The sequence below is a fragment of the Polaromonas sp. genome, from assembly GCF_016185115.1.
Lineage (GTDB): Bacteria > Pseudomonadota > Gammaproteobacteria > Burkholderiales > Burkholderiaceae_C > Polaromonas.
The window spans coordinates 67,586-92,068 of the sequence record NZ_JACPOF010000021.1 but is presented as its reverse complement, the minus strand read 5'-3'; the positions used below and the strand labels follow the sequence as shown (position 1 = coordinate 92,068).

The following is a 24,483-nucleotide window of genomic DNA, read 5'->3' as shown; positions in this document are numbered from 1 at the left end:
TTTGGGGGGCGGCCCCCGCCTCAGGCCATCTGTGCAATGGTCTTGCGAAAGCGCGCCAGCGACAGTGAAAACAGCACCCCGCCCGTCAGGAACAATGCCAGAAACGACGTCCACACCACCTCCAGCCCGGCGCCCCGGTAGAGAATGGCCTGGCTCAGCTCGGTGAAGTGCGTGGTGGGTGCGAGCGACATGACATGCTGCACCCACAAGGGCATGCTCTCGCGCGGCGTCATGCCGCCGGAGAGCATTTGCAGCGGCATCATGATCAGGATCAACAGCATCCCGAACTGCGGCATGTTGCGCGCCAATGTGGCCATGAAGATGCCCATGGACGTGGTGGCAAACAGGTGCAGGGCGGCTCCCGCAATAAACAGTGCAATGGAGCCGTCGATGGGGACATGCAGCACCCCCTGGATGACCACCGTGAGGGCCACCAGGGTCGCCACCAACACCACCAGCGCCATGGACCACACCTTGGACAGCATGATCTCGGTGGGCGTGACCGGCATCACCAGCAAATGTTCCACAGTGCCATGCTCGCGCTCGCGAATCAGTGCCGCGCCAGTCAGGATGATAGACAGCATGGTGATGTTGTTGATCACCTCCATGAGGGAGCCAAACCACGAAGGCTGCAAGGCCGGATTGAAACGCACGCGCGTGACCAGCTCGACGGGCATGACGGCGGTGCTGCGGTAGCCCTGCACGAATTCATTGACCTCGCCCATCACGATCTGCTGCACGGCGCCGTTGCCTGAAAACGCCTGGGCCATGCGGGTGGCATCGATGTTGAGCTGCACCTGCGGCGTGCGCCCCGCCAGCACGTCGCGCTGGAAGTTGGGCGGAATGTCGAGCACAAAGGTGTAGCGGCCCGAGTCCATGCCGGGGTCGATGTCCGGCAGGGAAATGCGCTCGGGCAGGGTGAATTGCGGGGGATAGAAGGCTGCCGCAATGCGCGCCGACAGGGCCGAGCCATCCTCATCCACGATGGCAATCGGCGCGCGGTGCATGGTCTCGGGCATGGCCGTACCGGCCAGGTAGATGGCCAGCGTGAAAGTGTGGACGATCAGCAGCAACATCATCGGGTCGCGCCACAGGCTCCACAGCTCCTTGATACCCAGGCGATAGATGTTGAACATATGGTTGCGCATGTCGGACCTCTCAGGCCTCCTGCTTGCGCAGCAGCACAATGGCCAGGCCCAGGATCACCGGCACGGCCGCCAGCATGGGCCACAACGAGCTGCGCAGATCCTGAAAGTCCAGCGCCTTGCTGAACACACCCCGGCTGATGGTGAGCATGTGGCTGGCCGGGTAAATGGCGCCAATCCAGCGCCCAAGACCCTCCAGCGACGATACGGGGTTGATCAGGCCGGCAAATTGCACGGCGGGAAGCATGGTCACCATCATGGTGAAAAACATGGCCGCAATCTGGCTGCGCGTCACGGTAGATGCCAGCAAGCCCATACCGGTGGAGCACACGCTGAAAATCAGCGCCGCCAGCGTCAGGGTGACAAAACTGCCGGTCATGGGCACGCCAAACGCCGTGACGGCGGCCAGGCACATGAGGCTGTAGTTCACCATCGCCAGCACCACATACGGAAGCTGCTTGCCCAGCATGAACTCGGTGCGCGTCACGGGGGTCACGTACAGGTTGATGATGGAGCCCAGCTCCTTCTCGCGAACAACGGCCAGCGCCGTGAGCATGGCGGGCAGCATCAGCAGCAGCAGCGGGATGACCGCGGGCACCATCGACGGCAGGCTGCGCACATCCGGGTTGTAGCGGTAGCGCGTTTCCACGCCCACGAGCGCAGAGGGCGTCAGACCCGTCTGGTCGTGCACCAGCTGCGCGTACCAGTGCTGGTGCATGCCCTGCGCATAGCCGACCACCGTCTCGGCACGCTGCGGCATGGCGCCATCCACCCAGGCCCCGATCTGCACGGCCTGCCCGCGTGCCACATCCCGCGCAAAGCCGGACGGAATCTCGATGGCCAGTGACAGCTCGCCACTGCGCATGCGCTGGTCCAGCTCTGCATAGCTGGCAATGACCGGTCGTTCCGAAAAATACTGTGAGCCCGCGAGGTTGAGAATGTAGTCACGGCTCAATGTGGTCTGGTCGCGGTCCAGCACGGCAAACCGCAGGCTGCTCACATCCATGCTGATGCCATAACCCATCACCACCATCAGCAGCAGCGAGCCGACCAGGGCCAGCGCACCACGCACCGGGTCGCGCCGCAACTCCAGCGACTCCCGCCACTGGTAGCTGTACATACGCGCCAGGCTGCGGCCGAATCGGGCGCGCAGGCTGTTCGACGGCGCCGGCCTATCAACGCGCGGCACATCCACCTCCGGCGTAACCTGGGCATCGTTGACCGCATCGCCGTCAGCGTCTTTCAGATACCCGATGAAGGCCTCTTCCAGCGTTGCGGCACCGCGCTTGCGGATGATTTCGGCGGGGGATGCGCTTTCCAGGACATGCCCGGCGTGCATCAGCGACACGCGATCACAGCGCTCGGCCTCGTTCATGAAGTGGGTCGAGATGAAGATGGTCACCTTGTCCCGGCGGGCCAGCTCGATCATGAGGCGCCAGAAGTTGTCGCGTGCGATGGGGTCCACGCCCGAGGTCGGTTCATCCAGAATCAGCAGCTCGGGCCGGTGTACCGTCGCCACCGCCAGGGACAGGCGCTGGCGCACGCCCAGCGGCAACCGGTCTGGCAACACGTCGCGTACGTCCTGCAGGCCGAAGCGGGTCAGCGATTCGGCCACGCGGCCCGCCAGATCGGCCGCCTGCACATGGAAAAGCCGTGCGTGCAGCTCCAGGTTCTGCTGTACCGTCAGCTCGGTGTAGAGCGAGAACGCCTGCGACATGTAGCCCACGCGCTGCCGTGTCGCCATGTCGTGCGGATCCACCTCCTGGCCAAACAGCCAGGCCTTGCCCTCACTGGCCGGCAACAGCCCGGTGAGCATCTTCATGGTGGTCGATTTTCCGCAACCGTTGGAGCCCAGAAAGCCGAAGATCTCACCCCGCTGGATGCGAAAGCTCACATGCGCCACCGCCACAAAGTCACCAAAGCGCATGGTCAGATCGCGCGCCTCGATGGCCACTTCGGCCTGGGCATCGAGCACCAGCGGTGCAATGTGCACGGCCTGGTGTTCGCGACGCTTTTCCTCCGGCAACAAGGCAATGAATGCCGCCTCCAGCGATTCAACACCGTTGCGCGCCATCAGCCCGGCGGGCGTGCCCGTGGCCAGCACGCGGCCTTCGTCCAGCGCGACCAGCCAGTCAAAACGCTGTGCCTCTTCCATATAGGCCGTGGCGACCACCACACTCATGTCCGGACGGCGGCTGCGGATGCGTGCAATGAGGTCCCAGAACTGCACCCGCGCCAGCGGGTCCACACCGGTGGTGGGCTCGTCCAGGATCAGCAGGTCCGGGTCGTGAATGAGCGCACAGCACAACCCCAGTTTCTGTTTCATGCCCCCGGAGAGCTTGCCGGCGGGCCGCTCCAGAAAGGGGTACAGGCCGGTGCTGCGTGTGAGTTCGTCAATACGGCGGCGGCGCTCGGCGGCATCGTGGCCGAACAGGCGCGCGAAGAACTGCAGGTTTTCTTCCACCGAGAGCGTGGGGTACAGGTTCTTGCCCAGCCCCTGCGGCATATAGGCGATCCGGGGACATACGTCCTGGCGGTGCCGGCGCAGGGCCATGTCACCCCCCAGCACCTCGACCCGGCCCTGCTGCACCGCACGGGCCCCCGCCACCAGTGCCAGCAGGCTGGACTTGCCCACGCCATCCGGACCGATGAGCCCCACCATGCATCCGGCGGGAAGGTCCAGGGTCACGGCATCCAGCGCCGTGTTCTTCCTGTAACGCAGCGTCACCCCGGTAAGGCGCGCCACGGGTGGGGCGGGCTGCCCCTGGGTCATTGATTCCCCTTGACCGCCAGATGCTCGGGCCAGGCCGCGTCCTTGTCGAGCTTGAGCCAGGCCACGCCCGGCAAGCCGGTCTTGACCTGCTCCAGGTGGCGCTGCAACAACGCGCGGTCAATCTGGGCGCGGACGCGGAACATCAGTTTCTGCCGCTCGCTGGCAGTTTCCACTGTTTTGGGGGTGAACTGGGCTGCACTGGCCACGAAGGACACCTTGGCCGGAATCACGTACTGGGGCGCTGCGTCCAGCACAATGTGCACCTCGCTGCCCAGCGCCACGCGGCCTGCCACCGTTTCCGGCAGGAAAAACGTCATGTAGACATCCGACAGGTCGAGCAGGCCCAGCACCCGCCCGCCGCCGCCCAGCACCTCACCCGTCTGGGCTACCAGAAACTGCACGCGCCCGTCGCGCGGCGCCTTGAGAACGCTGTCCGTCAGCTCAACGTCGATGCGGGCCAAAGTGGCCTCCAGCGCCCGGACATTGGACTGTGCGCCTTCGATCTGGTTGCGCGCGACGGTGATGCCAGCCCTGGCCGCCTTGGCCTGCGACTCGGCTGCCGACACACTGGCTTGCAGGCTGCGCACCCTGGCGCGGTCGTCATCGAGCAACTGGCTGGAGAAAAAACCTTCCTGCGCAAGCTTTTCCGAGCGAGGGAGTCTGCGCTGCGCAGTCGCCAGGTCACTCTCGCGCTGGGCCACCACGGCCAGTGCGGCCTGGTAATTGCTCTCCTGCAGGTTAACCTGTACTTCGGCTCCGAGCACGGCCTGCCGGGCCTGCTGCAAACGAGCCACCGCCTCCTGCCGCTGGGCTTGCAGACTTTCAATCTGCATCTGTGCCAGCGGTTGCCCGGCTTTGACAAAGTCGCCCTCGGAGACCAGGATTTTCTCGACCCGTCCGGCCAGTTTGGTGGCCACTGCAATTTCAGTGGCTTCAATACGCCCGTTGCCGCTGATGAAGCCCTCCCCCGGCCCCCGCGCACGCCAGGGTGCCCACGCCAGCATACCGGCCGCAGCCGCCACCAGCAACACCGCCGCAGTGAGGGCGGTCTTCAAACCTGTTTTCATGGGCATCCCCCGGAATACATTTTTCCACTGCCGCGCCATGGGACAGCCGCAGATCCCGGGCCAGCGAAGAACATCTTCGTGTGATTCTCCCACCGCACGCCTTCCGGACATAGCCCGCGACCCGGCTAATGCGAACAAGCTTGTCTTTCGTCAATTCCAGCGCAAAAAGTCCGCGCTGCCTCAGGACGCTGCGTCAGCGTGCGCGGCCTTGCACAGCCGCGCGGCCGGCAGGCGCCGCCGCGCACTGCTCGCACACCATGCCCGCCAGGCGGTGCAAGGCCTGCCAGCCGCTGGCCGGCCAGTCGGGCTGCTTCAAACCCTTGACGATGCCGTCGACCTTGTGCGCGGCCTGCAGCAGGTTGGACAACGTGGTGTCGTCGATCTGCGGCAACACGCGTTCGAAGAGCTTTTCCTTCACGCCCCAGACGCGGTTGTCGCGCAGGGCCATGGGCATGGGCCGGCCGGCCGCAATGGCGTCTTTCACGCGTTTCATGCTGCGGATGTCTTCGCTGAGGGCCCAGTGCACCAGCACTTCCGATTCGCCTTCAGCCTGCAGGCCTTCGAGCATGCGCGCAACACGCACTGACTGGCCGCCGAGCACGGCTTCCGCCAGCTTGAAGACGTCGTAACGCGCGACGTTAAGCACCGCGTTTTCAACCTGTTCAAAACTCAGCGTGCCATCGCCAGCGCCCGATTGCGCAGGATACAACAGCGCGAGCTTCTGGATTTCCTGGTGTGCAGCCAGAAGGTTGCCTTCGACGCGGTCTGAGAAGAACTGCAGCGTGCGCTGGCCTTCTTCCCCGGCGGCCACACGCTGGCCCTGCATCTGCAGACGCTGCGAAATCCATTGCGGCAAATTGCGCCTGTCTATGGGGTCGAACTTGACGGTGACGCCGAAGCTGTCGAGCGCGCCAAACCACGCGCCCTTGGTGGTCATGCCATCGAGTTTTGGCAGCATCACCAGCGTGAGGGTGGCGTCATCGCCCTGGGCGCGCTCGGCGATCTGCTGAAGCGCGACCGAGCCGTCCTTGCCCGGCTTGCCGCTGGGAATTCTTATTTCAACAATCTGTTTGTCGGCAAACAGGCTGAGCGAGCCACCGCTGGCCAACACCTCGCTCCAGTCGAAGTGCGCACCGGCCACCGTGTGCACGGTGCGTTCGGTGTAACCCTGCTGGCGCGCCTCGGCCCGCAGCGCATCGGCAAACTCCTGCACCAGCAGCGGCTCGTCACCATGCAGCGTGTACAAGCTTTTGAGCCCGCGCTTGAGGTGCTCCTGAAGTTGTGCGGGCTGCAGGTTCATGTCTTATAGCTCGGTCACGGCCGCAAGGCGGCGCATGATCTGCTGCACGGTGTCGCTCTGCATCTCGCGGTACAGCAGCGCCTCTTCAGACTCCTTGGCCAGCACTGCGGATTCGTTGAAGCTGATGTCGCGCTGCTGCAGGATTTCCGCGTTGGGAATCAGCTCCTTGCCCTTGGCCGTGCGCAGGCGGAAGACAAAACGCAGGCGCAGCTGGAACTCGCGCACCAGACCCTGGGCATTGCGACTGACCACAGTCTTTTCACGCGTCTCGCTGGCCACATCGAGAATCACCTCGGCCTGGTCGATGAAGCGCACATCGGTGATGACGGTCACGTTGCCGCCGGACTCCAGCGAGCGCCGCAACTCGATGCCCAGCGCCGTGCCTACCGCATAGGGGATGTAGATGGTCTTGAACGGAAAGTTGGGCGCCTTGCGCAGTTCGAAACCGCAGCCGGCAACAGCCAGAGCAGTGCCGGTGGCAATGAAGGTGAGCAGGAGACGGCGTTGCATGGTTTTCCTTTTTGACTTCTTCTGGCGGCCTCTCAGACCACAATATTCACAAGCCGGCCCGGCACCACAATCACTTTTTTCGGCGCTGCGCCCGCGGCCTGTTTCAGGAATGCTTCGGTCGCCAGCGCCGCAGCTTCAATAGCCGCCTTGTCTGCCGTTGCACTGACAGTCACGGAACCGCGCAGCTTGCCGTTGATCTGCAGCATAAGTTCGATCTCGTCCTGCTGCAGGGCTGCGGCGTCAACTTCGGGCCAGGGCGCGTCGAGCAGGTCGCCCTGCGCAGCAGCGTAGCCGAGCTCGACCCACAGGGCATGGGCGATGTGCGGCGTTGCCGGGTAAATGCAGCGCAGCAGGATGCCGAAACCTTCACGCAGCGCTTCGAGCGAGGCGGCTGACGTGCCCCCCTTAAAGTCTTCGAGCGCGTTGAGCAGCTTCATGCCGCCGGAGACGACGGTGTTGTACTGCATGCGCTGGTAGTCATAATCCACCTGCTTGAGCACTATGTGGATTTCCAGCCTGAGCGCCTTGATGTCTTTTGCCGACGCACCAGCGTCACCTGCATCACCGGAGGTGGCAGTCATTGCGCCGAGTTTCACGCCGAAATTCCAGACCCGGCGCAGGAAGCGGTAGCTGCCCTCCACACCGGCATCGTTCCACTCCAGCGTGGCTTCGGGCGGGGCCGTGAACATGGTGTACAGGCGCGCGGTGTCGGCGCCGTACCGCTCGATCAAATCCTGCGGGTCCACGCCGTTGTTCTTGGACTTGCTCATGGTGCCCACGCCTTCATAGACGATGGGGGTGCCCGCGGGCAGTGCGCCCTTGGCTTCCTTGAGCTTCGCGCCTGTGACCTTGCCCGACGCATCGTGCGTGTCTTCGACCTCGGCGGGCCAGAAATACTCGATGCCTGCGCCTTCGGCCTTGCGTGAATAGATGTGGTTGAGCACCATGCCCTGCGTCAGCAGTTTGGTGAAGGGCTCGTCGATCTTCACCAGACCCAGGTCGCGCATGACTTTTGTCCAGAAGCGCGCATACAAGAGGTGCAGGATGGCGTGCTCGATGCCGCCTATGTACTGGTCCATGGGCATCCAGTAGTCAGCGCCTTCGGCCACCATTTTCTGGTCGTTGCGCGGGTCGCAGTAACGCATCACGTACCAGGACGAATCGACAAAGGTATCCATGGTGTCGGTTTCGCGGCGGCCGGGCTTGCCGCAGACCGGGCAAACCACACCGGCGTGAAAGCCCACATGCTTGTGCAGCGGGTTGCCGGAGCCGTCGGGCACGCAGTCCTGCGGCAGCACCACGGGCAAATCCTTTTCGGGCACCGGGACGGCGCCGTGCTCTTCGCAGTGAATGATGGGGATGGGCGTGCCCCAGTAACGCTGGCGGCTCACGCCCCAGTCGCGCAAACGCCAGGTGGTTTTTTTCTCGCCGAGGCCTTTGGCGGCCAGATCGGTCGCTACTGCGTCGACAGCCGCCTTGAAAGGCAGCCCATCGTACTTGCCGGAGTTGATGGCCGTGCCCTGCTGCTTGTCGCCATACCAGTCGGCCCAGGCATCGAGGCTGTAAGGCTGGCCCTTGACATCGGTGACCTGTTTGATGGCCAGGCCGTATTTTTGGGCGAACTCGAAATCGCGCTCGTCATGCGCGGGCACGCCCATGACTGCCCCATCGCCGTAACTCATCAACACATAGTTGCCGACCCAGACCTCAACCTTGTCGCCTGTCAGCGGGTGCGTGACGAAGAGGCCGGTGGGCATGCCCTTCTTTTCCTGCGTGGCGAGTTCGGCTTCTGTGGTGCCGCCGGATTTGCATTCTTCGATAAAGGCGGCGATTTTCGGGTTCGTCGCTGCGGCTTGTGCGGCAATCGGGTGCTCTGGCGCGACGGCGCAGAAGGTCACGCCCATGATGGTGTCGGCGCGTGTGGTGAAGACATACATGCGGCCGTCGCCAATCAGCGCACCCGATGAATCCCTGATGTCATGCGGGAAGGCAAAACGCACGCCTTCGCTCTTGCCTATCCAGTTCTCCTGCATGAGCTTGACGCGCTCGGGCCAGCCGGGCAGTTTGGTGCTCACGCTGTCCAGCAACTCTTCGGCGTAGTCGGTGATCTTCAGGTAGTAGCCAGGGATCTCACGTTTCTCGACGGTGGCGCCCGTGCGCCAGCCCTTGCCGTCAATCACCTGCTCGTTGGCCAGCACGGTCTGGTCTACCGGGTCCCAGTTCACGGTCTGGGTCTTGCGGTAAGCGATGCCTTTTTCAAGCATCTTCAGGAACAGCCACTGGTTCCACTTGTAGTATGACGGGTCGCAGGTCGCGACTTCGCGGCTCCAGTCAATGGCCAGCCCCATCGCCTGCATCTGCTTTTTCATGTAGGCGATGTTGTCGTAGGTCCACTTCGCAGGCGGCACGCCGTTTTTCATGGCGGCGTTTTCCGCAGGCAGGCCGAACGCATCCCAGCCCATGGGCATGAGCACGTTGTAACCCTTCATGCGCAGGTAGCGCGCCAGCATGTCGTTGATGGTGTAGTTGCGCACATGGCCCATGTGCAGCTTGCCGCTGGGGTAGGGCAGCATGGAGCAGGCGTAGTACTTGCCCATCGGCTTTTTCGGGTCGTCGTGGTTTTCCACGCGGTAAGCGTCGGCAGCCGTCCAGTGCGTTTGAGCGCTGCGCTCGATCTCGATGTGGTTGTATTTTTCTTGCATGGGGGAAGGGGGGCGGAATCAGGGAATTCAGAAGAAGTCAGGATGCAGGCTGGCGGGCAGCCCGGGCTGGCAACAGGTGGATTTTAGGCGTTAAGGGGTCGGCAGCCCCTGCTGCGCCGTTCAGGGTTTGCCGGAAGGCGCAGCGGACTGCGAGACCGGCTGTGCAACAGGCGTGTCGGCGACGAAGCCAATGCGGTTGAGTCCTGCCTTTTGCGCGACGCCCATGACCTCGACGACCTTGCCATAAGGCACGGCCTGGTCGGCGCGCAGCTGCACTTCGGTGTCCGGGTTTTGCGTGGCGGTTTCTTTCAGGCGGCTGGCCAGCTGTTCAGTGGCGATGGGCTTGTCGTTGAGGAAAACCTGCCCGGCCTGGTCCACCACAATGGTCACGAATTTGGGGGCATCGGCTGGTTTGGCGGCATCGGTTTTGGGCAGGTCCAGCCGTATGGCGCTGGCCAGCAGCGGTGCGGTCAGGATAAAGATCACCAGCAGCACCAGCATCACATCGACCAGCGGCGTGACGTTGATCTCGCTCATGGGCTGCGAGCCAGGAGTTCGTTCGAGGCGACCAAAACTCATTGCGGCACCAATGATCAGCCGCGCGGGCCAGCCAGCAGTTCGCGAAGATCGCGGGCAAAGCCTTCAAGGTCGGCTTCGATACGGCCGATAAAACGGCCGAAGATGTTGTAAGCCAGAACTGCGGGTATGGCCACCGCAAGGCCGGCCGCCGTCATGATGAGCGCCTCGCCCACCGGGCCGGATACCTTGTCGATCGTGATCTGGCCCGCAGATGCGATGCCGATGAGTGCGTGATAAATACCCCAGACGGTGCCCAGCAGCCCGACAAACGGCGCAATCGAACCCACGGTCGCCAGCAGCACCTGGCCGAACTGCAGCTTGTGCAGCACGGCGTGCAGTGCATCGCGCAGAACGCGCGTGAGTTGCTGCGATTTGTCGCCGGCCGTGGCCAGCGTGCCGCTGGCGCTGATTTTTGTAGCCTCTATGAGCGGCAGAACCAGCGCCTCGCGGTCAAAGGCGGCGACCTTGTCACCAGCCTCTTCGACAGAGGCGGACTGCCAGAAGGCTGCGGTACTGCGGGCGACATCGCCGACAGCGCGGTGCAGCATCCAGGCTTTCCAGACAATCACCACCCAGCTGGCGACAGACATCAGCAGCAGCAGCACGGCCACCAGCACACTGATGAGGCCTCCCTGAGCCAGAACGCCGGGCAGGTTCATATGAATTACTTCAGGTTCAGGACGTCGAACATGTCGAACAGGCCCGTCTTGTGGCCAGCCAGGAAGCGTGCCGCACGCAGGCTGCCGTCGGCGTAACCTTCGCGGGTCGATGACTTGTGGGTGATTTCAATGCGCTCGCCAATACCGGCAAACATCACGGTATGGTCGCCCACAATATCGCCGCCGCGAATGGCGGAAAAGCCAATCGCCGAAGGATCGCGCGCGCCAGTGATGCCTTCGCGGGAAAACACCGCATGGCCTTTAAGATCACGACCCAAAGCCTGGGCTACCACCTCGCCCATTTTGAGCGCCGTGCCTGAAGGAGCGTCGATCTTGTGACGATGGTGCGTTTCGATAATTTCGATGTCGTATCCGGAGTTGAGCGCTTTGGCCGCCATCTCCAGCAGCTTGAGCGTGACGTTCACGCCCACACTCATGTTGGGCGCCATGACGATGGCGATGTCTTTGGATGCCGCAGCGATTTCAGCCTTCTGGGCATCCGAAAACCCTGTCGTGCCTATGACCAGTTTGACACCCATCTCGCGGCAAGCCGCGAGGTGCGCCATGGTGCCTTCCGGGCGCGTGAAGTCAATCAGCACTTCGGCGTTTTTCAGGCCTTCACGGAGGTCCGACTGGATCAGCACACCGCTGGCATGGCCAGAAAACGCCGAAGCGTCAGTACCTATGGCCGGGCTGCCCGCCACATCAAGCGCACCGCCCAACCGGCAGTCATCGCTGTTTTTGACCGCCTCTATCAGCATCTGGCCCATGCGCCCGCTGGCGCCGGCAATTGCCAGCCTGTGTACCGCCGCGCCGCTCACCGCAACGGGCTTTCGAGTGGCGGGTAAGCCGCGGACGGGGCGCCAATGGCAGCAGCGCCGCTGGTGCGGGGTGCCGTGGGAGCGCCCGCATTCGGAATGGTGGAGGGGGCCTTCGCGGCCGCATTCCTGAGCTGCTCTTCAGTCGCTTCAAGCACAGGCACCGTGCCCAGCTTGCGGCGGGCGTCGAGCTTGGAGATGAATTCTGCCTCGCTTGGCATGGTGTCGCCTTCGGACCGCTCCAGCACATCACCCTTGAAATACACGGTGTACTTGAGCGACTGGGGCTCCGTGCCCTGGCGCTTCAGGGTAAAAACATAGTCCCAGCGGTCAGCATGAAAAACACTGGTCAGCAATGGTGTACCCAAAACATCCTTGACCTGCGCGCGCGTCATGCCGGGCTTGAGCAGATCAACCTGTTCCTTGGAAATGAAGTTGCCCTGAACCACATCAACCTTGTAGGGCGTGATCCAGTTCACCGGATTGACGGACGAGGCGCTCATGCCCTTGAAGGAGCTGCACGCCGTCATCAGGACGGCGACAGACGCAAGCGCCGACACCTGAAACACTGAGCGAATGCTGTAACGATGATTTTCGGGCATGGGATGGGGTGTAGCGATATGATTGACCATTGTAGCGGCTGGGTACCTCTGCGCCCGTCCCGGCCGGGGGGTGCCAGACGGGTGACCGGGCCGCATTTCCGAGAGAAATTCAATGAGCAACATCGACGAACTCAAAAGCACCGGGCTCAAGGCCACTTTGCCGCGGCTGAAGATTCTGGATGTGTTCCAGAAAAGCACGCGGCGGCACCTGACAGCTGAAGACGTGTTCCGTGTCCTGCTCGAAGACCGCACCGATATCGGGCTGGCCACGGTCTACCGCGTGCTGACACAGTTCGAGCAAGCCGGCATCCTGAGCCGCAGCCATTTTGAGAGCGGCAAGGCGGTTTACGAAATCAACGAAGGCCACCATCACGACCACCTCATCTGCACCTCATGCGGCCGGGTGGAAGAGTTTTACGACGCCGAAATCGAAAAACGCCAGCAAATAGTGGCCAAGGCCAAAGGCTGGATCCTGCAGGATCACGCCATGTCGCTTTACGGCTTGTGCTCAACCTGCGCTGAAAAGAAGTAGAGACCCCACGGAAATAGCCCCCACGGTTGCTCACTTCGTGTAGCGCCCTGCCCCCCTAGGGGGCCGCTGCGCCTGCGGCCTGGCGAAGCCAGTTCCGCGGCCCCTGCTTGCGAAGACGGGGACGGATAATCGAGCGCCTTTAGCTACTCGTCTTGTTCCATCGCGCGGCGGTGGCGTTCGACGAATTCCTGGTAGGTGTGGATGCCGCGGAGCTGCAGGATGGCGTTGCGCACGGCGGCTTCGACCAGCACGGCGATATTGCGGCCGGCCTCCACCTGGATGATGACCTTGCGCACCGGTATGCCCAGCACGTCCTGCGTCAGCGGTTCATAGGGAATTCGTTCGTACTCGCGCTCCAGCGTTTCGCGCCGCACCAGGTGCACGATGAGCTTGAGCCGCATCTTGCGGCGCACAGCCGTTTCGCCAAAAATCGCCTTGATGTCGAGCAGGCCTATGCCGCGCACTTCCAGCAGGTTTTGCAGCAGGTCGGGGCAGCGCCCTTCAATCGTGGTCTGGTTGATGCGGTACAGGTCAACCGCGTCGTCGGCCACCAGTCCGTGGCCGCGTGAGATCAGCTCCAGGCCGAGCTCGCTTTTGCCAAGGCCGGACTCACCCGTGATCATCACACCCATGCCCAGGATGTCCATGAACACACCGTGCATGGAGGTACGGTCGGCAAAGTGTTTTGACAGGTAGGCGCGCAGCACGTCAATGACAAACGCGGCCGATTCCGGCGTGGCGAACATCGGCATCTGTGCGCGTTCGCACATCGACAACAGCGTGTCTGGCGCAGTCTGGCCGTCGGCCACGATGAGCACAGGCGGCTCCAGCGTGATGATGCGCGAGATGCGGCGGGCGCAGTCCTCGGGGCTGGCGCTGGTCAGGTACGCAACTTCGCGTTCGCCCAGAATCTGCACCCGGTAGGGGTGGATGTAATTGAGGTAACCGACCAGGTCGGCGCCGGAACGTGCCGCACGAACCGCCACTTCGTCAAAACGCCGTTCGGAAGCCCCCAGTCCGGCGACCCACTCCCACTTCAGTGCCGCCCTGTGGTCTTCAAACAGGACGTCGGCGCTGATGGCGGTGGGCTTCATGCCTGCGGGCTCAAAAAATCAGGGAAAAAAGAAAACCGGAATCAGGCGCTGGCCTGATGGGCCGAACGCCAGGACGAAATCAGCTGGTGCAGGGCTGCCGCATCGGTACTGGTCTTGAGCTGTTCACGCAGCACGCTGTCGCTCAGCAACTCGGCGATTTCAGACAGTATTTCAAGGTGTTTTTGCGTCGCCGCTTCGGGCACCAGCAAAAAGATCAGCAGGGCGACGGCCTGCTCGTCCGGAGCATCAAACCCGATGGCCGCATGCAGCTGGAAGACGGCCGCCATGGGCGCCTTGAGCCCCTTGATGCGCCCGTGCGGTATGGCCACGCCATGGCCTAGGCCGGTGGAACCGAGGCGCTCGCGGGCAAACAGGCTGTCTGTAATCAGCGCACGGTTCAGTCCGTGCAGATTTTCAAACAGCAGCCCGGCTTCTTCAAAAGCGCGCTTTTTGCTGGTTGCTTCAACACTGACCAGCACCTGCGAGGGAGGCAAAATTTGCGAAAGACGGTTCATGGCATTGTTAGAGGGCGAATTATGCACTTTACCGTGAGTTCGACGCCATTGCGCACATAAAAAAGCCGCCAGGCAGTGGCGGCTTGCTTTTTGGGGCTCTACTGCCCATGTCCGTTGTATTCAGGCCAGCGGTATTTCCTGTCGTTTGGTGGCCTGGTGGTGGTGGTCCTGGGTTTTTGTTTTATACCGGCTCACCTGGCGGTCCAGCTTGTCGGTCAACTCGTCAACAGCTGCATAGAGATCAGCGTGGGAACATTCGGCAAACAAATCGCGTCCCTTGACATGCACATTGCACTCGGCACGCTGGCGTCTTTCCTTTTCCTTCATGTTGTCTACCGTCAACAGGACTTTTACGTCCACTACCTGGTCAAAGTGCCGGGTAATCCGATCCAGCTTGCTTGTCACATAACCACGCAGCGCGGGCGTAACTTCAAGATGGTGACCGCTGATCGTCAAGTTCATAAAGAGACTCCTTTTCCACAAAATGGAACGGGTTGAAAAAGCCACCTGCCCATCAAGGCGAGTGGCAACGGGACACTCTCTTGAATTCACTATGCGCCTGAAGCCGGGCAAAAGCAATCCTGCAGCGCACAATAAGTGCAACTATTTGCGCTGGCTCAAAAACCCGCGGTGGACAGGGCTTGCGGGTATGTTTGCAGCCAAATAACTGCCTAAAATCATCTATTGGGCAAATTCCCGGCGCGTAAAACAGGGCGCGCAGCCCCTGCCCAGCAGTTCAGTGCGGGGCGATCACCGCTGACGTATCACCGCGTCTCAGGACCAGCAGACCGAACAGCGTCGCCGTCACATACATGCTGACGGAATAAATCGCCGCAGGCAGCGCCAGCTGGAAGTTGTTCAGCACAGCCAGCGCAATAAAAATCGCCAGCGTCGAGTTGTGTATGCCGATTTCATAACTGATGGCAGTTGACATGGGTTTGTCCAGGCCGGCGACGCGCGAAAGGTAATAACCGGCCAGCAGGCTGACGATGTTGAAAGCGACCACTGCGGGGCCGACGCTGGCAAAACTTGTACTCAGCGCCTGCCACTCTTTCAGGAGCGCGCCAATCGCCACCACGGCCAGCACCACGGCGCTGAAGATCTTCATGGGCTTTTCAGAACGCGCCGCAAAAGCCGGTTTCCAGGTACGCACCCACATGCCAATGCACACCGGCACCAGCACGATGACGATGACCTCGACCACCTTGCCGGTCTGCAGCGGTACGACCTGGCCGGTTTTCGCAAAGGTATTGATGGCCCAGTTGCTGATGACGGGCAGGGTGACGATGGACAGCACGGTGTTGATCGCCGTCAGCGAGATGTTCATCGCCACATTGCCGCCGAACAGGTGGCTGAACAGGTTGGCCGAGATGCCGCCCGGCGAGGCGGCCAGCAGCATCAGCCCCACCGCAAACAGCGGCGGCACATTCAGCGCCACGATCAGCAGGTAGCAGGCCAGCGGAAGCAAAATGATCTGAAGCGCCAGCGCAATGATGACCGCTTTGGGGTGCTTGAGCAACCGCGTGAAGTCCTGCGTGCTGAGCGACAGGCCCAGCCCGAACATCACCAGCGCCAGCGCGATCACCAGCAACTGTGTGACGAGAAGGTTGCCGTTCATGACTTGTAGCCTTCATCAATCCTGTCGAGCTTGCGCAGCAGCGACGGCCAGACAAAGGAGCCGCCCAGGCCGCCGGTCTGCACACGCATCGCCTCGGCCACGCCCTTGACGATTTGCGGGTTGACGCTGGTCAGCTCACCGCCCGTGTATCCGCCTGATTGGGCGTCTATCTGTATGCGGCAGGTGTTCTCGAAGGTGTACATGCTCAGAAACGCATCGGCAATCGTCTTGCCGACGACCAGAAGGCCATGGTTGCGCAGCATCAGAAAGTTGGCCTTGCCGAGGTCGGCCTGCAGGCGCGGTTTTTCTTCATCCCTGAAGGCCACGCCTTCGTACTCGTGATACGCGAGCGAACCCAGCACAAAGGTCGATTGCTGGCTGATGGGCAGCACGCCGCACTTCTGCGCGCTGACAGCCACGCCGGCGCGCGTGTGGGTGTGCAGCACACAGCCCGCGTCCGCGCGCGCCTCATGCACCGCGCTGTGAATCACAAAACCCGCAGGGTTGACCGGGAAGGGTGATTCAATGATTTTGTTGCACTGGCCGTCAACCTTGACCAGGCTGGACGCCGTGATCTCGTCGAACATCAGGCCGTAGGGGTTGATGAGGAAGTGATGGCCCCCGGAGCCGGACACCGATTCGGGCAGCTTGGCCGTGATGTGGGTAAAAACCAGGTCGCTCCAGCCATAAAGCGCGACCAGCCGGTAGCAGGCCGCGAGGTCGCAGCGCAGTTGCCATTCTTCCGCGCTGACGGCTTCTTTCAGTGAAGGGATGTGCATGTGCCTTGTCTCCTGTTGTGGGGCGTTGCTTGAATGAGCCCGGCTTCTTTTCGGGCCACTGTAGCCCACAAACCAGCCGCATGCCAGGCAAACCGGCGACACCGCAGCATGTGGCAACAGGGCTGCAGGCATGTCATGGAGCATTGCAGGCGTTGACAGCTCTGGGTATGATTTCCCCTTGCGCCGTGCCGTCTGCACCACGCCATCCCCACAACAGGGCCCTCCATGAGAATCATCGCTGCTCTGCTCTGTCTGCTGGGTGCTTCCGGGGCACACGCCCAGGCGCACTGGTTCACCGTTATCGGGGACGACAGGGACGCTGCGCTTGACACCATACAGGTCGACCCCGAATCGATGACCTCGGGTGACATGCGCACGCTTCGCGTCCGGGTTAACCGCGCGGCGACGCGCACGAGCTGGGACAATGTGCCATACCGCTCATACCGCTCACTGGTCACCTTTGACTGCGTGAACCGCAGCGCACGGTATGTGTCCATCACCTACTTCATGCAGGCGCTCTGGAAGGGCGAGTCGCACAAAACGGCTGACTACACCACAGGCACGCCGCGCCCCATGCTGTTCCGCGACGTCAGCCCCAACCCGAGCGCGCGCATCATCCGCGCGGCCTGCGTGGTGACTGACGGCGACAGGAAATAAATCAGGGCAAAGCCTTGAACCGGATCAGCTCGAGGGTCGTCTCCGCCTCGCACGTCCATTGCGGCAGCGATTTGCTATAAAAACAGTAGCTGCTCACGTGCGTATTCATTGGCCCAGGGCCATATTTGGCACCTGAAATCGCCCTGAAAACCGTGAATTGTTAATATGGAAGTTAACATTTGGGCCATTGAGCCCGGCCAAAACCCAAAAAGTTAATATGGAACTTAACTTTTAATGGTTTTGAAGGTGTTTTCAGGCATCAAATCGGCCTCAAGCCCAATAGATACGCACGTGAGTAGCTATTAAATCGATAGCAATCAATTCGTGCCCTAATCGGGCTTGATCTTCGCCCTGGCCACCACCTGCTTCCAGCGCGCCTGTTCGGCAGTGATGAAGGCGCCATATTGCGCCGGCGTGTCGCCCACGGGCTGGGCTGTGTCGCCACGCAGGCGTTCGGTGGCGCTGGCGTTTCGCATGGCCTTGCCGCAGGCCTCGGCAATTTTGTCGATGGAAGACTGGGGCATGCTGGCAGGCGCATTCAGGCCGTACCACTGTGTCATCTCGAAGCCGGGGTATCCGCTTTCAGCCACTGTGGGCACGTCGGGCAACTGGGGCAGGCGCTCTTTGGTGCCGGTGGCAATCGCGCGCAGCTTGCCCGACTTGATATGCGCCAGGATGGCAGGTGCGCCCACGGCGGCGGCGTCGAGCCGGCCCGCCAGCAGGTCGGTCAACTGCGGGCCGGTACCGCGGTAGGGCACATGCAGCACATAGATGTCGGCCGCCATCTTGAGGTATTCAAACGCCAGGTGGCCGGCGCTGCCGTTGCCCGCAGAGCCGTAATTCATGCGGCCGGGTCTTGATTTGGCCAGCGCGATGAACTCCCTGAGGTTTTTTGCAGGCACCTCGCTGTTGACCACATACAGGCTGGGCACCTTGGCCAGCAGCGAGATGGGTTTGAAATCCCTGTTGGTGTCGAAGGGCAGCCGCTCAAAGATATAGGGGTTCACCGCCAGCGTGCCGATGTGGCCCAGGATGATGGTGTGGCCGTCACTGGCGATGGCGCATTCCTGCATCGCAATATTGCCGCTGGCTCCGGGCTTGTTCTCGACAAACACGCTCTGGCCCAGGCTTTTGGTGAGCTCGTTGGCAGCGGAGCGGGCCACGATTTCAGAACTGCCGCCGGGCGCGAAGGGCACCAGCAGGCGTATCGGTTTGCTGGGCCACGCGCCCTGGGCCCGGGCCTTGCCCACAAGCCCCGGCAGCGCAATCGCCGCAGCCATGAGGACGCCGGTTTTAAGCCCGGCCTGGACCGCGAGACGGCGTTTGATGTGCATGTCTGTCTCCTGTTGATCAGGACATTTCACCATAGCTGTGCGGGAATCAAATGCCAGCGGGCGGCAACGCGACCAAACTGCTAAAATGTACAAAATCATGAATTTGTACAAATATGCATTCCATTCCCCTGAGTGAATTCCGCGCCAACGCCTCTGCCATGCTGGACCTGGTCCAGAAGGGCGAAACCGTGCGCATTTTGCGGCATGGCAAACCTGTGGCGCAGCTGGTGCCGGTGGCCGCTGAAGAGCCCGCCAAAGTGCCGAGCTGGAAGCGGCCCTTTGAACCGGTGGTTTTGCCGGAAGGTGTGTCGCTGTCGCAAGCCGTTCTGGACGAACGCAATGAGGCGCCGTTTTGAAGGCCAAAGCCGCAAAAGCTGCCTACGCTACGGCTTCATTGCCCACGCGTGTGACGGCCCGTGATGGCGACGCCCGGCTCATGTTCGACGCTTCGGCGCTGACCAAACGTTATGCCAGCGAAGCCGGGCGCGAGCGGGTGCTGGCCTTGTTCGAGGCTGCCAGCGAGTTATTGGTGGCGGCGCATTGCAAAACAGAGGTGGCCTCCGCGCTGCTTCGCCGCCGACGCGAGGGCAGCCTGCCGGCGTCCGAGTTTGACCGCGCCTGGACAGCAGCCCAACGCGATGTGGCCGACATGACGCTGGTGCCCCTGGATGTGCATGTCGAGCGTTTTGCCTTTGCGGCCATGGAGCAGGGCCCCTTGCGCGGCATGGATGCCCTGCATGTGGGGAGCGCATTGGCCACCCGTGTGGATTTGTTTGTGACGGCTGACCGCCGCCAGGCCCAGGTCGCGCGCGGCATGGGTTTGCAGACTGAATTGATAGAAAGTTAAAAAATGTTGTCCCCACGTTTGCGGCTTTGCCGCCTCTCTGCCCCCCGAGGGGGCGCAAGTCGTCCCTGGGGCGGCCCTACGGAGCCTTGATGTTTTACCCACAGGAATTTGACGTCATCGTCGTCGGCGGCGGCCATGCCGGCACCGAGGCCGCGCTGGCCTCGGCACGCATGGGCTGCAAGACATTGCTGCTCACCCACAACATCGAGACGCTGGGGCAGATGAGCTGCAACCCCTCGATAGGCGGCATAGGCAAGGGCCACCTGGTCAAGGAGGTCGATGCCATGGGCGGCGCGATGGCGCTGGCGACCGACGAGGGCGGCATACAGTTCCGCATCCTCAACAGTTCCAAGGGCCCGGCCGTGCGCGCCACCCGGGCGCAGGCCGACCGCATTTTGTACAAGGCCGCCATACGCCGCAAACTTGAGAACCAGCCCAACCTCTGGCTCTTTCAACAGGCGGTGGACGACCTGATGGTGGAGGGCGACCGCGTGATCGGCGCCGTCACCCAGGTCGGTATCAAGTTCCGCTCGCGCACCGTGGTACTGACGGCAGGCACTTTCCTTGACGGCAAGATCCATGTGGGGCTGCAGAACTATTCAGCAGGCAGGGCGGGCGACCCGCCGGCTGTGTCGCTCTCGGCGCGGCTGAAGGAATTGAAGCTGCCGCAGGGCAGGCTGAAAACCGGCACGCCGCCGCGCATAGACGGCCGGACCATAGACTTCAGCAAATGCACCGAACAACCCGGCGACGGCATGCCCGGGGGCATTGAAGGTGATGTGCCGGTCTTCAGTTTTATGGGCGGCAGGATTGCCCACCCGAGGCAGGTGCCGTGCTGGATCACCCATACCAATGAGCGTACCCACGACATCATCCGCTCGGGTTTCGACCGCAGCCCCATGTTCACCGGCAAGATAGACGGCGTGGGCCCGCGTTATTGCCCGAGTGTTGAAGACAAGATCAACCGCTTTGCCGGGAAGGACAGCCATCAGATTTTCCTGGAGCCGGAAGGCCTGACCACCCACGAAATTTACCCCAACGGCATCTCGACCAGCCTGCCTTTCGACATCCAGTACGAGCTGGTGCGCTCCATGGCGGGCATGGAAAACGCCCACATCCTGCGGCCCGGCTACGCCATCGAGTACGACTACTTCGACCCGCGCGCACTGAAAACCAGCTTTGAAACACGCGCTATCGGAGGGCTGTTCTTTGCCGGACAGATCAACGGCACCACGGGTTATGAAGAGGCCGCCGCCCAGGGCATGTTCGCCGGCATCAATGCCGCGCTGCAGTGCCAGGGCAAGGAAAGCTGGCTGCCCAAGCGCGACGAAGCCTACCTCGGCGTACTGGTCGACGACCTGATCACCAAGGGCGTGACCGAGCCTTACCGGATGTTTACCAGCCGGGCCGAGTTCCGCCTGATGCTGCGTGAAGACAACGCCGACATGCGCCTGACCGAAAAGGGCAGGGAGCTGGGGCTGGTGGACGACGAGCGCTGGGACGCTTTCAACCGCAAACGCGACGCTGTTTCACGTGAAACAGAACGGCTCCGCGCCATCTGGGTGAACCCCAACACCCTGTCTGCGCCTGAGGCCGAGCGCGTTCTGGGCAAGGCCATCGAGCGTGAGTACAACTTTGCGGATTTGCTCAGACGCCCCGATGTGAACTATGCAGGGCTGATGTCACTGGGCGAAGGCAAGTACGCCAACCCGGACATTCCCCTCAACGCAGACGTTTCACGTGAAACAAGCCCCACCATGCTGCCGCCGGATCTGGTGAAAAGTGTGGTCGAGCAGATCGAGATCACCGCCAAGTACGCCGGTTATATCGACCTGCAGAAGACCGAAGTCGAGCGTGCCGCGCACTACGAAAACCTCAAACTGCCCCCGGACCTGGATTACTTGCAGGTGTCGGCCCTGAGTTTTGAGGCCCGGCAGAAGCTCGCCAAACACCGGCCTGAAACCCTGGGCCTGGCCTCGCGAATCTCCGGCATCACACCCGCAACCGTGTCGCTCCTTCTCGTTCACCTGAAAAAGAACCTGTGGAAGAACACTGTTCCGGTCAAAGCTACGGACTCCGCTGAAGCATGAGCGGAGCTTCGGAACAAACCCTCAGGCAGGGGCTGGCGACGCTTGGACTTCAATTGAGCGATGTGCAGGTAAGCCAGCTGCTGGACTATCAGGACCTGATAGCCAAATGGACCAGGGTCTACAACCTGACCGCCGTGCGAGACCCGGCAGAGATGATGACGCATCACCTGCTCGACAGCCTCGCCGCGATCACACCCTTGATGCGGCATCTGCAAAAAGCCGGACTGGAGCAGGGCAGCCGACTGCTCGATGTTGGCTCGGGCGCAGGCCTGCCCGGTGTGGTGATTGCCATTTGTTGCCCGAATGTCGCAGTGACTTGCGTGGACACCGTCGCCAAAAAGGCCGCCTTTATCAAGCAAGCGGCACTGGCCCTGAAGTTGCCCAACCTGACAGGGCTGCATTCAAGGGTCGAAAACATCACCGAGACTTTCGATGTGATCTGCTCCCGCGCCTTCGCCTCACTGCCTGACTTCACCAACTGGTCGGCCGCCGCACTTTCATCCTCCGGGGTATGGATGGCGATGAAGGGCAAACATCCGGCAGACGAGGTTGCGACCCTGCCAGCTACGGTTGAGGTGTTTCACGTGGAACAGTTGAACGTTCCGGGTCTGGATGCCGAGCGCTGCATCGTCTGGATGCGACAAAAAGCAGACCAATAGACCGCAGCATGTTTTTTCGCCGGGCCGCCCCAAGAAAAAATGCGCCCCCTCGGGGGGCAGCGCCTTACACGAAGTGAAAAGCGTGGGGCCATGCCTTAAACTCACACCTCCACTTTCAGAGGGTTTTCATGCTCGGCTCATTTGCTGGCGTCGCAGATTACGGCGCTTTTGTCGTCGCCATCATTGTTTTTCTGCTGATTCCCGGGCCAGGCAACCTCGCACTCATCACCTCGACCAGCAAGGGCGGTATTCCCGGCGGGCTGGGCGCCACCTTTGGCGTGATCGCTGGCGACCAGGTGTTGCTCTGGGCGGCAGTGGCCGGTGTATCCGCCGTGATGGCCGCCTACCCAACCGCCTTTCATATCGTTCAGTGGGCGGGTGCCGTGTACCTGGCCTGGCTGGGCATCAAGTTACTGATGGCCAAACCGGGTGACGCGCCCATCCTGCAAATGAAGCCCCGCCATTTCTTCCGCCAGACACTGCTCATAACCCTGCTCAACCCCAAGGCGATTGTTTTCTACATGGCCTTCTTCCCGCTGTTCGTTGACCCGGCCACACACCAGGGCCTCAAGACTTTCGGCGTCATGGCTGCCACCATTGCCGTGCTGACCTTTATGTATGGCCTGACCTCAGTGCTGATTACCTACTACCTGGCTGAACGCATTCGAGCCAACCCAAAAGTCTCGGCCTTCCTCAACAAGGCAGCGGGTATTTTCCTCATCGGTTTTGGTCTCAAACTGGCCATGTCCAAATAAGCAATAACAAGAAGCACGTATACACATGGCCAAAATTTTCTGTGTCGCGAATCAAAAAGGCGGCGTCGGCAAAACCACAACGACTGTCAATCTGGCCGCGGGACTTGCCAAGGTCGGCCAGCGCGTGCTGATGATTGACCTCGACCCACAGGGCAATGCCACCATGGGCTCGGGTGTGGACAAACGCAAGCTGGAGCACACGGTGTACGACGTGCTGCTTGAGTCCGCCACGATTGCAGAAGCGCGCGTCAAAAGCCAGAAGCTGATTGACGGCGGCTGTAGCTACGACATCCTCGGGGCGAATCGTGAGCTGGCAGGTGCAGAGGTTGAACTGGTCGATGTCGAGCGCCGCGAAAAGCGCCTCAAGCTGGCACTGGCTGAAGCCGACAAGGACTACGACTTTGTCCTCATAGACTGCCCGCCATCGCTGAGCATGCTCACGCTCAACGGCCTGTGCTGCGCGCATGGCGTGATCGTGCCCATGCAGTGTGAATACTTTGCGCTCGAAGGCCTGACCGACCTGGTCAACACCATCAAGCAGGTGCACGCCAACCTCAATAAAGACCTGGCCATCATCGGCCTGCTGCGCGTCATGTTCGACCCGCGCATCACCTTGCAGCAGCAGGTCAGCGACCAGCTCAAGGACCACTTTGGCGACAAGGTGTTCAACACCGTCATACCGCGCAACGTGCGGCTGGCCGAAGCACCGAGTTATGGTTTGCCGGGCGTGGTTTTCGACCCATCTTCCAAGGGTGCACAGGCCTTCATAGCTTTCGCCGAAGAAATGGTCGCCCGCATCAAGGCGATGTAGGCAGACCCCCGCCGTGGCCATCAAAAACCACGGGCGCTACAAATTTAATAGCAGATTTATTCGAGCATGAACCCGCGCAACGTCCTCATTCTTCCCGGCTGGCACAACAGCGGCCCGGACCACTGGCAGAGCCTGTGGGAAAACGCGCACGGCTATACGCGGGTCGAGCAGCACAGCTGGGAGAGGCCCCTGCGCGGCGACTGGCTCTCGCGGCTTGAAGATGTGCTGCTTTCGTGTGACGAGCCTGCCGTGCTGGTCGCCCACAGCCTGGGCTGCATCCATGCTGCCGCATGGGCCTCACATTCAAAAAACACGCACCGCGTGAAAGCAGCCTTGTTCGCCGCGCCGCCTGACCTTGAACGTGAAGACCTCAGCCAGATGTTGTCCAGCTGGACACCCGTGGCGATGAACAAACTCCCATTTGCCTCCGTCATGTTCGCCAGCAGCAACGACCCTTGGTGCAGCTTTGAGCGCGCCCGGCAGATGGCTAACGCATGGGGTTCGCAGTTACACAATACCGGCGAACTCGGTCACCTCAACAGCGAAAGCGGCCTGGGCGAATGGCCCGAAGCGTTTGCACAGTTACAACAACTCATGGCTTGCAGCCCTGCCGCCTGAACCGACATCCAGAAAGAAA

25 protein-coding genes are annotated in these 24,483 nt (G+C 61.7%); 9 read left to right on the top strand and 16 right to left on the bottom strand.

The window, feature by feature from the left end; genetic code table 11:
- Window positions 1-20 precede the first annotated feature (20 nt).
- From HYX42_RS15845 to HYX42_RS15800, 10 genes are all read right to left on the bottom strand, one after another.
- Window positions 21-1,148 carry an ABC transporter permease gene (locus HYX42_RS15845; protein WP_293404737.1) on the bottom strand — a complete coding sequence of 376 codons (1,128 nt, stop codon included), beginning with the start codon at window positions 1,146-1,148 and terminating at the stop codon, window positions 21-23.
- A gap of 10 nt (window positions 1,149-1,158) precedes the next feature.
- Window positions 1,159-3,918 carry a ribosome-associated ATPase/putative transporter RbbA gene (rbbA, locus tag HYX42_RS15840; protein WP_293404735.1) on the bottom strand — a complete coding sequence of 920 codons (2,760 nt, stop codon included), beginning with the start codon at window positions 3,916-3,918 and terminating at the stop codon, window positions 1,159-1,161.
- Complete coding sequence (locus tag HYX42_RS15835) at window positions 3,915-4,922, bottom strand: HlyD family secretion protein (RefSeq protein WP_293405430.1); 1,008 nt, start codon at window positions 4,920-4,922, stop codon at window positions 3,915-3,917. The genes rbbA and HYX42_RS15835 overlap by 4 nt, the downstream gene beginning before the upstream one ends.
- Window positions 4,923-5,178: 256 nt before the next feature.
- On the bottom strand, window positions 5,179-6,285 hold the full coding sequence (holA, locus tag HYX42_RS15830; protein ID WP_293404733.1) for a DNA polymerase III subunit delta: 1,107 nt from the start codon (window positions 6,283-6,285) through the stop codon (window positions 5,179-5,181).
- A 3-nt stretch (window positions 6,286-6,288) separates the two neighbouring features.
- Entirely contained in the window at window positions 6,289-6,795 is a 507-nt protein-coding gene (gene lptE / locus HYX42_RS15825; protein ID WP_293404731.1) for an LPS assembly lipoprotein LptE, read from the bottom strand.
- Window positions 6,796-6,827: 32 nt separating this feature from the next.
- Entirely contained in the window at window positions 6,828-9,497 is a 2,670-nt protein-coding gene (gene leuS / locus HYX42_RS15820; RefSeq protein WP_293404729.1) for a leucine--tRNA ligase, read from the bottom strand.
- 120 nt (window positions 9,498-9,617) lie between these two features.
- Complete coding sequence (locus tag HYX42_RS15815) at window positions 9,618-10,076, bottom strand: biopolymer transporter ExbD (protein WP_293404727.1); 459 nt, start codon at window positions 10,074-10,076, stop codon at window positions 9,618-9,620.
- 14 nt (window positions 10,077-10,090) lie between these two features.
- A complete protein-coding gene (locus tag HYX42_RS15810; RefSeq protein WP_293404725.1) occupies window positions 10,091-10,735 on the bottom strand; it encodes a MotA/TolQ/ExbB proton channel family protein in 645 nt (214 codons plus the stop codon).
- Between the two features lie 5 nt (window positions 10,736-10,740).
- Window positions 10,741-11,556 carry a 4-hydroxy-tetrahydrodipicolinate reductase gene (gene dapB, locus HYX42_RS15805; RefSeq protein ID WP_293404723.1) on the bottom strand — a complete coding sequence of 272 codons (816 nt, stop codon included), beginning with the start codon at window positions 11,554-11,556 and terminating at the stop codon, window positions 10,741-10,743.
- On the bottom strand, window positions 11,553-12,056 hold the full coding sequence (locus HYX42_RS15800; protein WP_293405428.1) for an outer membrane protein assembly factor BamE: 504 nt from the start codon (window positions 12,054-12,056) through the stop codon (window positions 11,553-11,555). The genes dapB and HYX42_RS15800 overlap by 4 nt, the downstream gene beginning before the upstream one ends.
- A gap of 211 nt (window positions 12,057-12,267) precedes the next feature.
- Between HYX42_RS15800 and fur the strand changes: the two genes are divergently transcribed.
- Entirely contained in the window at window positions 12,268-12,687 is a 420-nt protein-coding gene (fur, locus tag HYX42_RS15795; protein ID WP_293404721.1) for a ferric iron uptake transcriptional regulator, read from the top strand.
- 143 nt (window positions 12,688-12,830) lie between these two features.
- Here fur and hprK read toward each other — a convergent pair whose 3' ends face one another.
- From hprK to HYX42_RS15770, 5 genes are all read right to left on the bottom strand, one after another.
- On the bottom strand, window positions 12,831-13,781 hold the full coding sequence (hprK, locus tag HYX42_RS15790; RefSeq protein ID WP_293404719.1) for an HPr(Ser) kinase/phosphatase: 951 nt from the start codon (window positions 13,779-13,781) through the stop codon (window positions 12,831-12,833).
- Window positions 13,782-13,822: 41 nt separating this feature from the next.
- A complete protein-coding gene (locus tag HYX42_RS15785) occupies window positions 13,823-14,296 on the bottom strand; it encodes a PTS sugar transporter subunit IIA (protein ID WP_293404717.1) in 474 nt (157 codons plus the stop codon).
- A 120-nt stretch (window positions 14,297-14,416) separates the two neighbouring features.
- Window positions 14,417-14,758 carry a ribosome-associated translation inhibitor RaiA gene (raiA, locus tag HYX42_RS15780; RefSeq protein WP_293404715.1) on the bottom strand — a complete coding sequence of 114 codons (342 nt, stop codon included), beginning with the start codon at window positions 14,756-14,758 and terminating at the stop codon, window positions 14,417-14,419.
- A 274-nt stretch (window positions 14,759-15,032) separates the two neighbouring features.
- Window positions 15,033-15,914 carry a bile acid:sodium symporter family protein gene (locus tag HYX42_RS15775; protein ID WP_293404713.1) on the bottom strand — a complete coding sequence of 294 codons (882 nt, stop codon included), beginning with the start codon at window positions 15,912-15,914 and terminating at the stop codon, window positions 15,033-15,035.
- The gene (locus tag HYX42_RS15770) at window positions 15,911-16,693 is read right to left on the bottom strand and encodes a class II aldolase/adducin family protein (RefSeq protein WP_293404711.1); all 783 of its coding nucleotides are present in this window, start codon (window positions 16,691-16,693) and stop codon (window positions 15,911-15,913) included. Before HYX42_RS15770 ends, HYX42_RS15775 begins: the two co-directional genes overlap by 4 nt.
- Window positions 16,694-16,918: 225 nt before the next feature.
- On the opposite strand from HYX42_RS15770, the gene HYX42_RS15765 reads away from it, so the two are divergent.
- On the top strand, window positions 16,919-17,350 hold the full coding sequence (locus tag HYX42_RS15765; protein WP_293404709.1) for a surface-adhesin E family protein: 432 nt from the start codon (window positions 16,919-16,921) through the stop codon (window positions 17,348-17,350).
- Between the two features lie 329 nt (window positions 17,351-17,679).
- On the opposite strand, the gene HYX42_RS15760 is transcribed toward HYX42_RS15765, so the two are convergent.
- Window positions 17,680-18,630, bottom strand: coding sequence for a tripartite tricarboxylate transporter substrate binding protein (locus HYX42_RS15760; protein WP_293405426.1), 951 nt, complete (start codon window positions 18,628-18,630; stop codon window positions 17,680-17,682).
- A gap of 167 nt (window positions 18,631-18,797) precedes the next feature.
- Between HYX42_RS15760 and HYX42_RS15755 the strand changes: the two genes are divergently transcribed.
- The 7 genes from HYX42_RS15755 to HYX42_RS15725 all read left to right on the top strand — a co-directional run bounded on the left by HYX42_RS15755 (window position 18,798) and on the right by HYX42_RS15725 (window position 24,464).
- Window positions 18,798-19,040: a type II toxin-antitoxin system Phd/YefM family antitoxin gene (locus tag HYX42_RS15755; RefSeq protein WP_293404706.1), complete on the top strand. Its 243-nt coding sequence runs from the start codon at window positions 18,798-18,800 to the stop codon at window positions 19,038-19,040.
- Window positions 19,037-19,531 carry a type II toxin-antitoxin system VapC family toxin gene (locus HYX42_RS15750; protein WP_293404704.1) on the top strand — a complete coding sequence of 165 codons (495 nt, stop codon included), beginning with the start codon at window positions 19,037-19,039 and terminating at the stop codon, window positions 19,529-19,531. Before HYX42_RS15755 ends, HYX42_RS15750 begins: the two co-directional genes overlap by 4 nt.
- Before the next feature lie 89 nt (window positions 19,532-19,620).
- Complete coding sequence (gene mnmG, locus HYX42_RS15745; protein ID WP_293404702.1) at window positions 19,621-21,621, top strand: tRNA uridine-5-carboxymethylaminomethyl(34) synthesis enzyme MnmG; 2,001 nt, start codon at window positions 19,621-19,623, stop codon at window positions 21,619-21,621.
- Entirely contained in the window at window positions 21,618-22,280 is a 663-nt protein-coding gene (gene rsmG, locus HYX42_RS15740) for a 16S rRNA (guanine(527)-N(7))-methyltransferase RsmG (RefSeq protein WP_293404700.1), read from the top strand. Before mnmG ends, rsmG begins: the two co-directional genes overlap by 4 nt.
- Before the next feature lie 128 nt (window positions 22,281-22,408).
- Complete coding sequence (locus tag HYX42_RS15735; protein WP_293404698.1) at window positions 22,409-23,035, top strand: LysE family transporter; 627 nt, start codon at window positions 22,409-22,411, stop codon at window positions 23,033-23,035.
- A 25-nt stretch (window positions 23,036-23,060) separates the two neighbouring features.
- The gene (locus HYX42_RS15730; RefSeq protein ID WP_293404696.1) at window positions 23,061-23,846 is read left to right on the top strand and encodes a ParA family protein; all 786 of its coding nucleotides are present in this window, start codon (window positions 23,061-23,063) and stop codon (window positions 23,844-23,846) included.
- Between the two features lie 66 nt (window positions 23,847-23,912).
- A complete protein-coding gene (locus HYX42_RS15725) occupies window positions 23,913-24,464 on the top strand; it encodes an alpha/beta fold hydrolase (protein ID WP_293404694.1) in 552 nt (183 codons plus the stop codon).
- Window positions 24,465-24,483 lie beyond the last annotated feature (19 nt).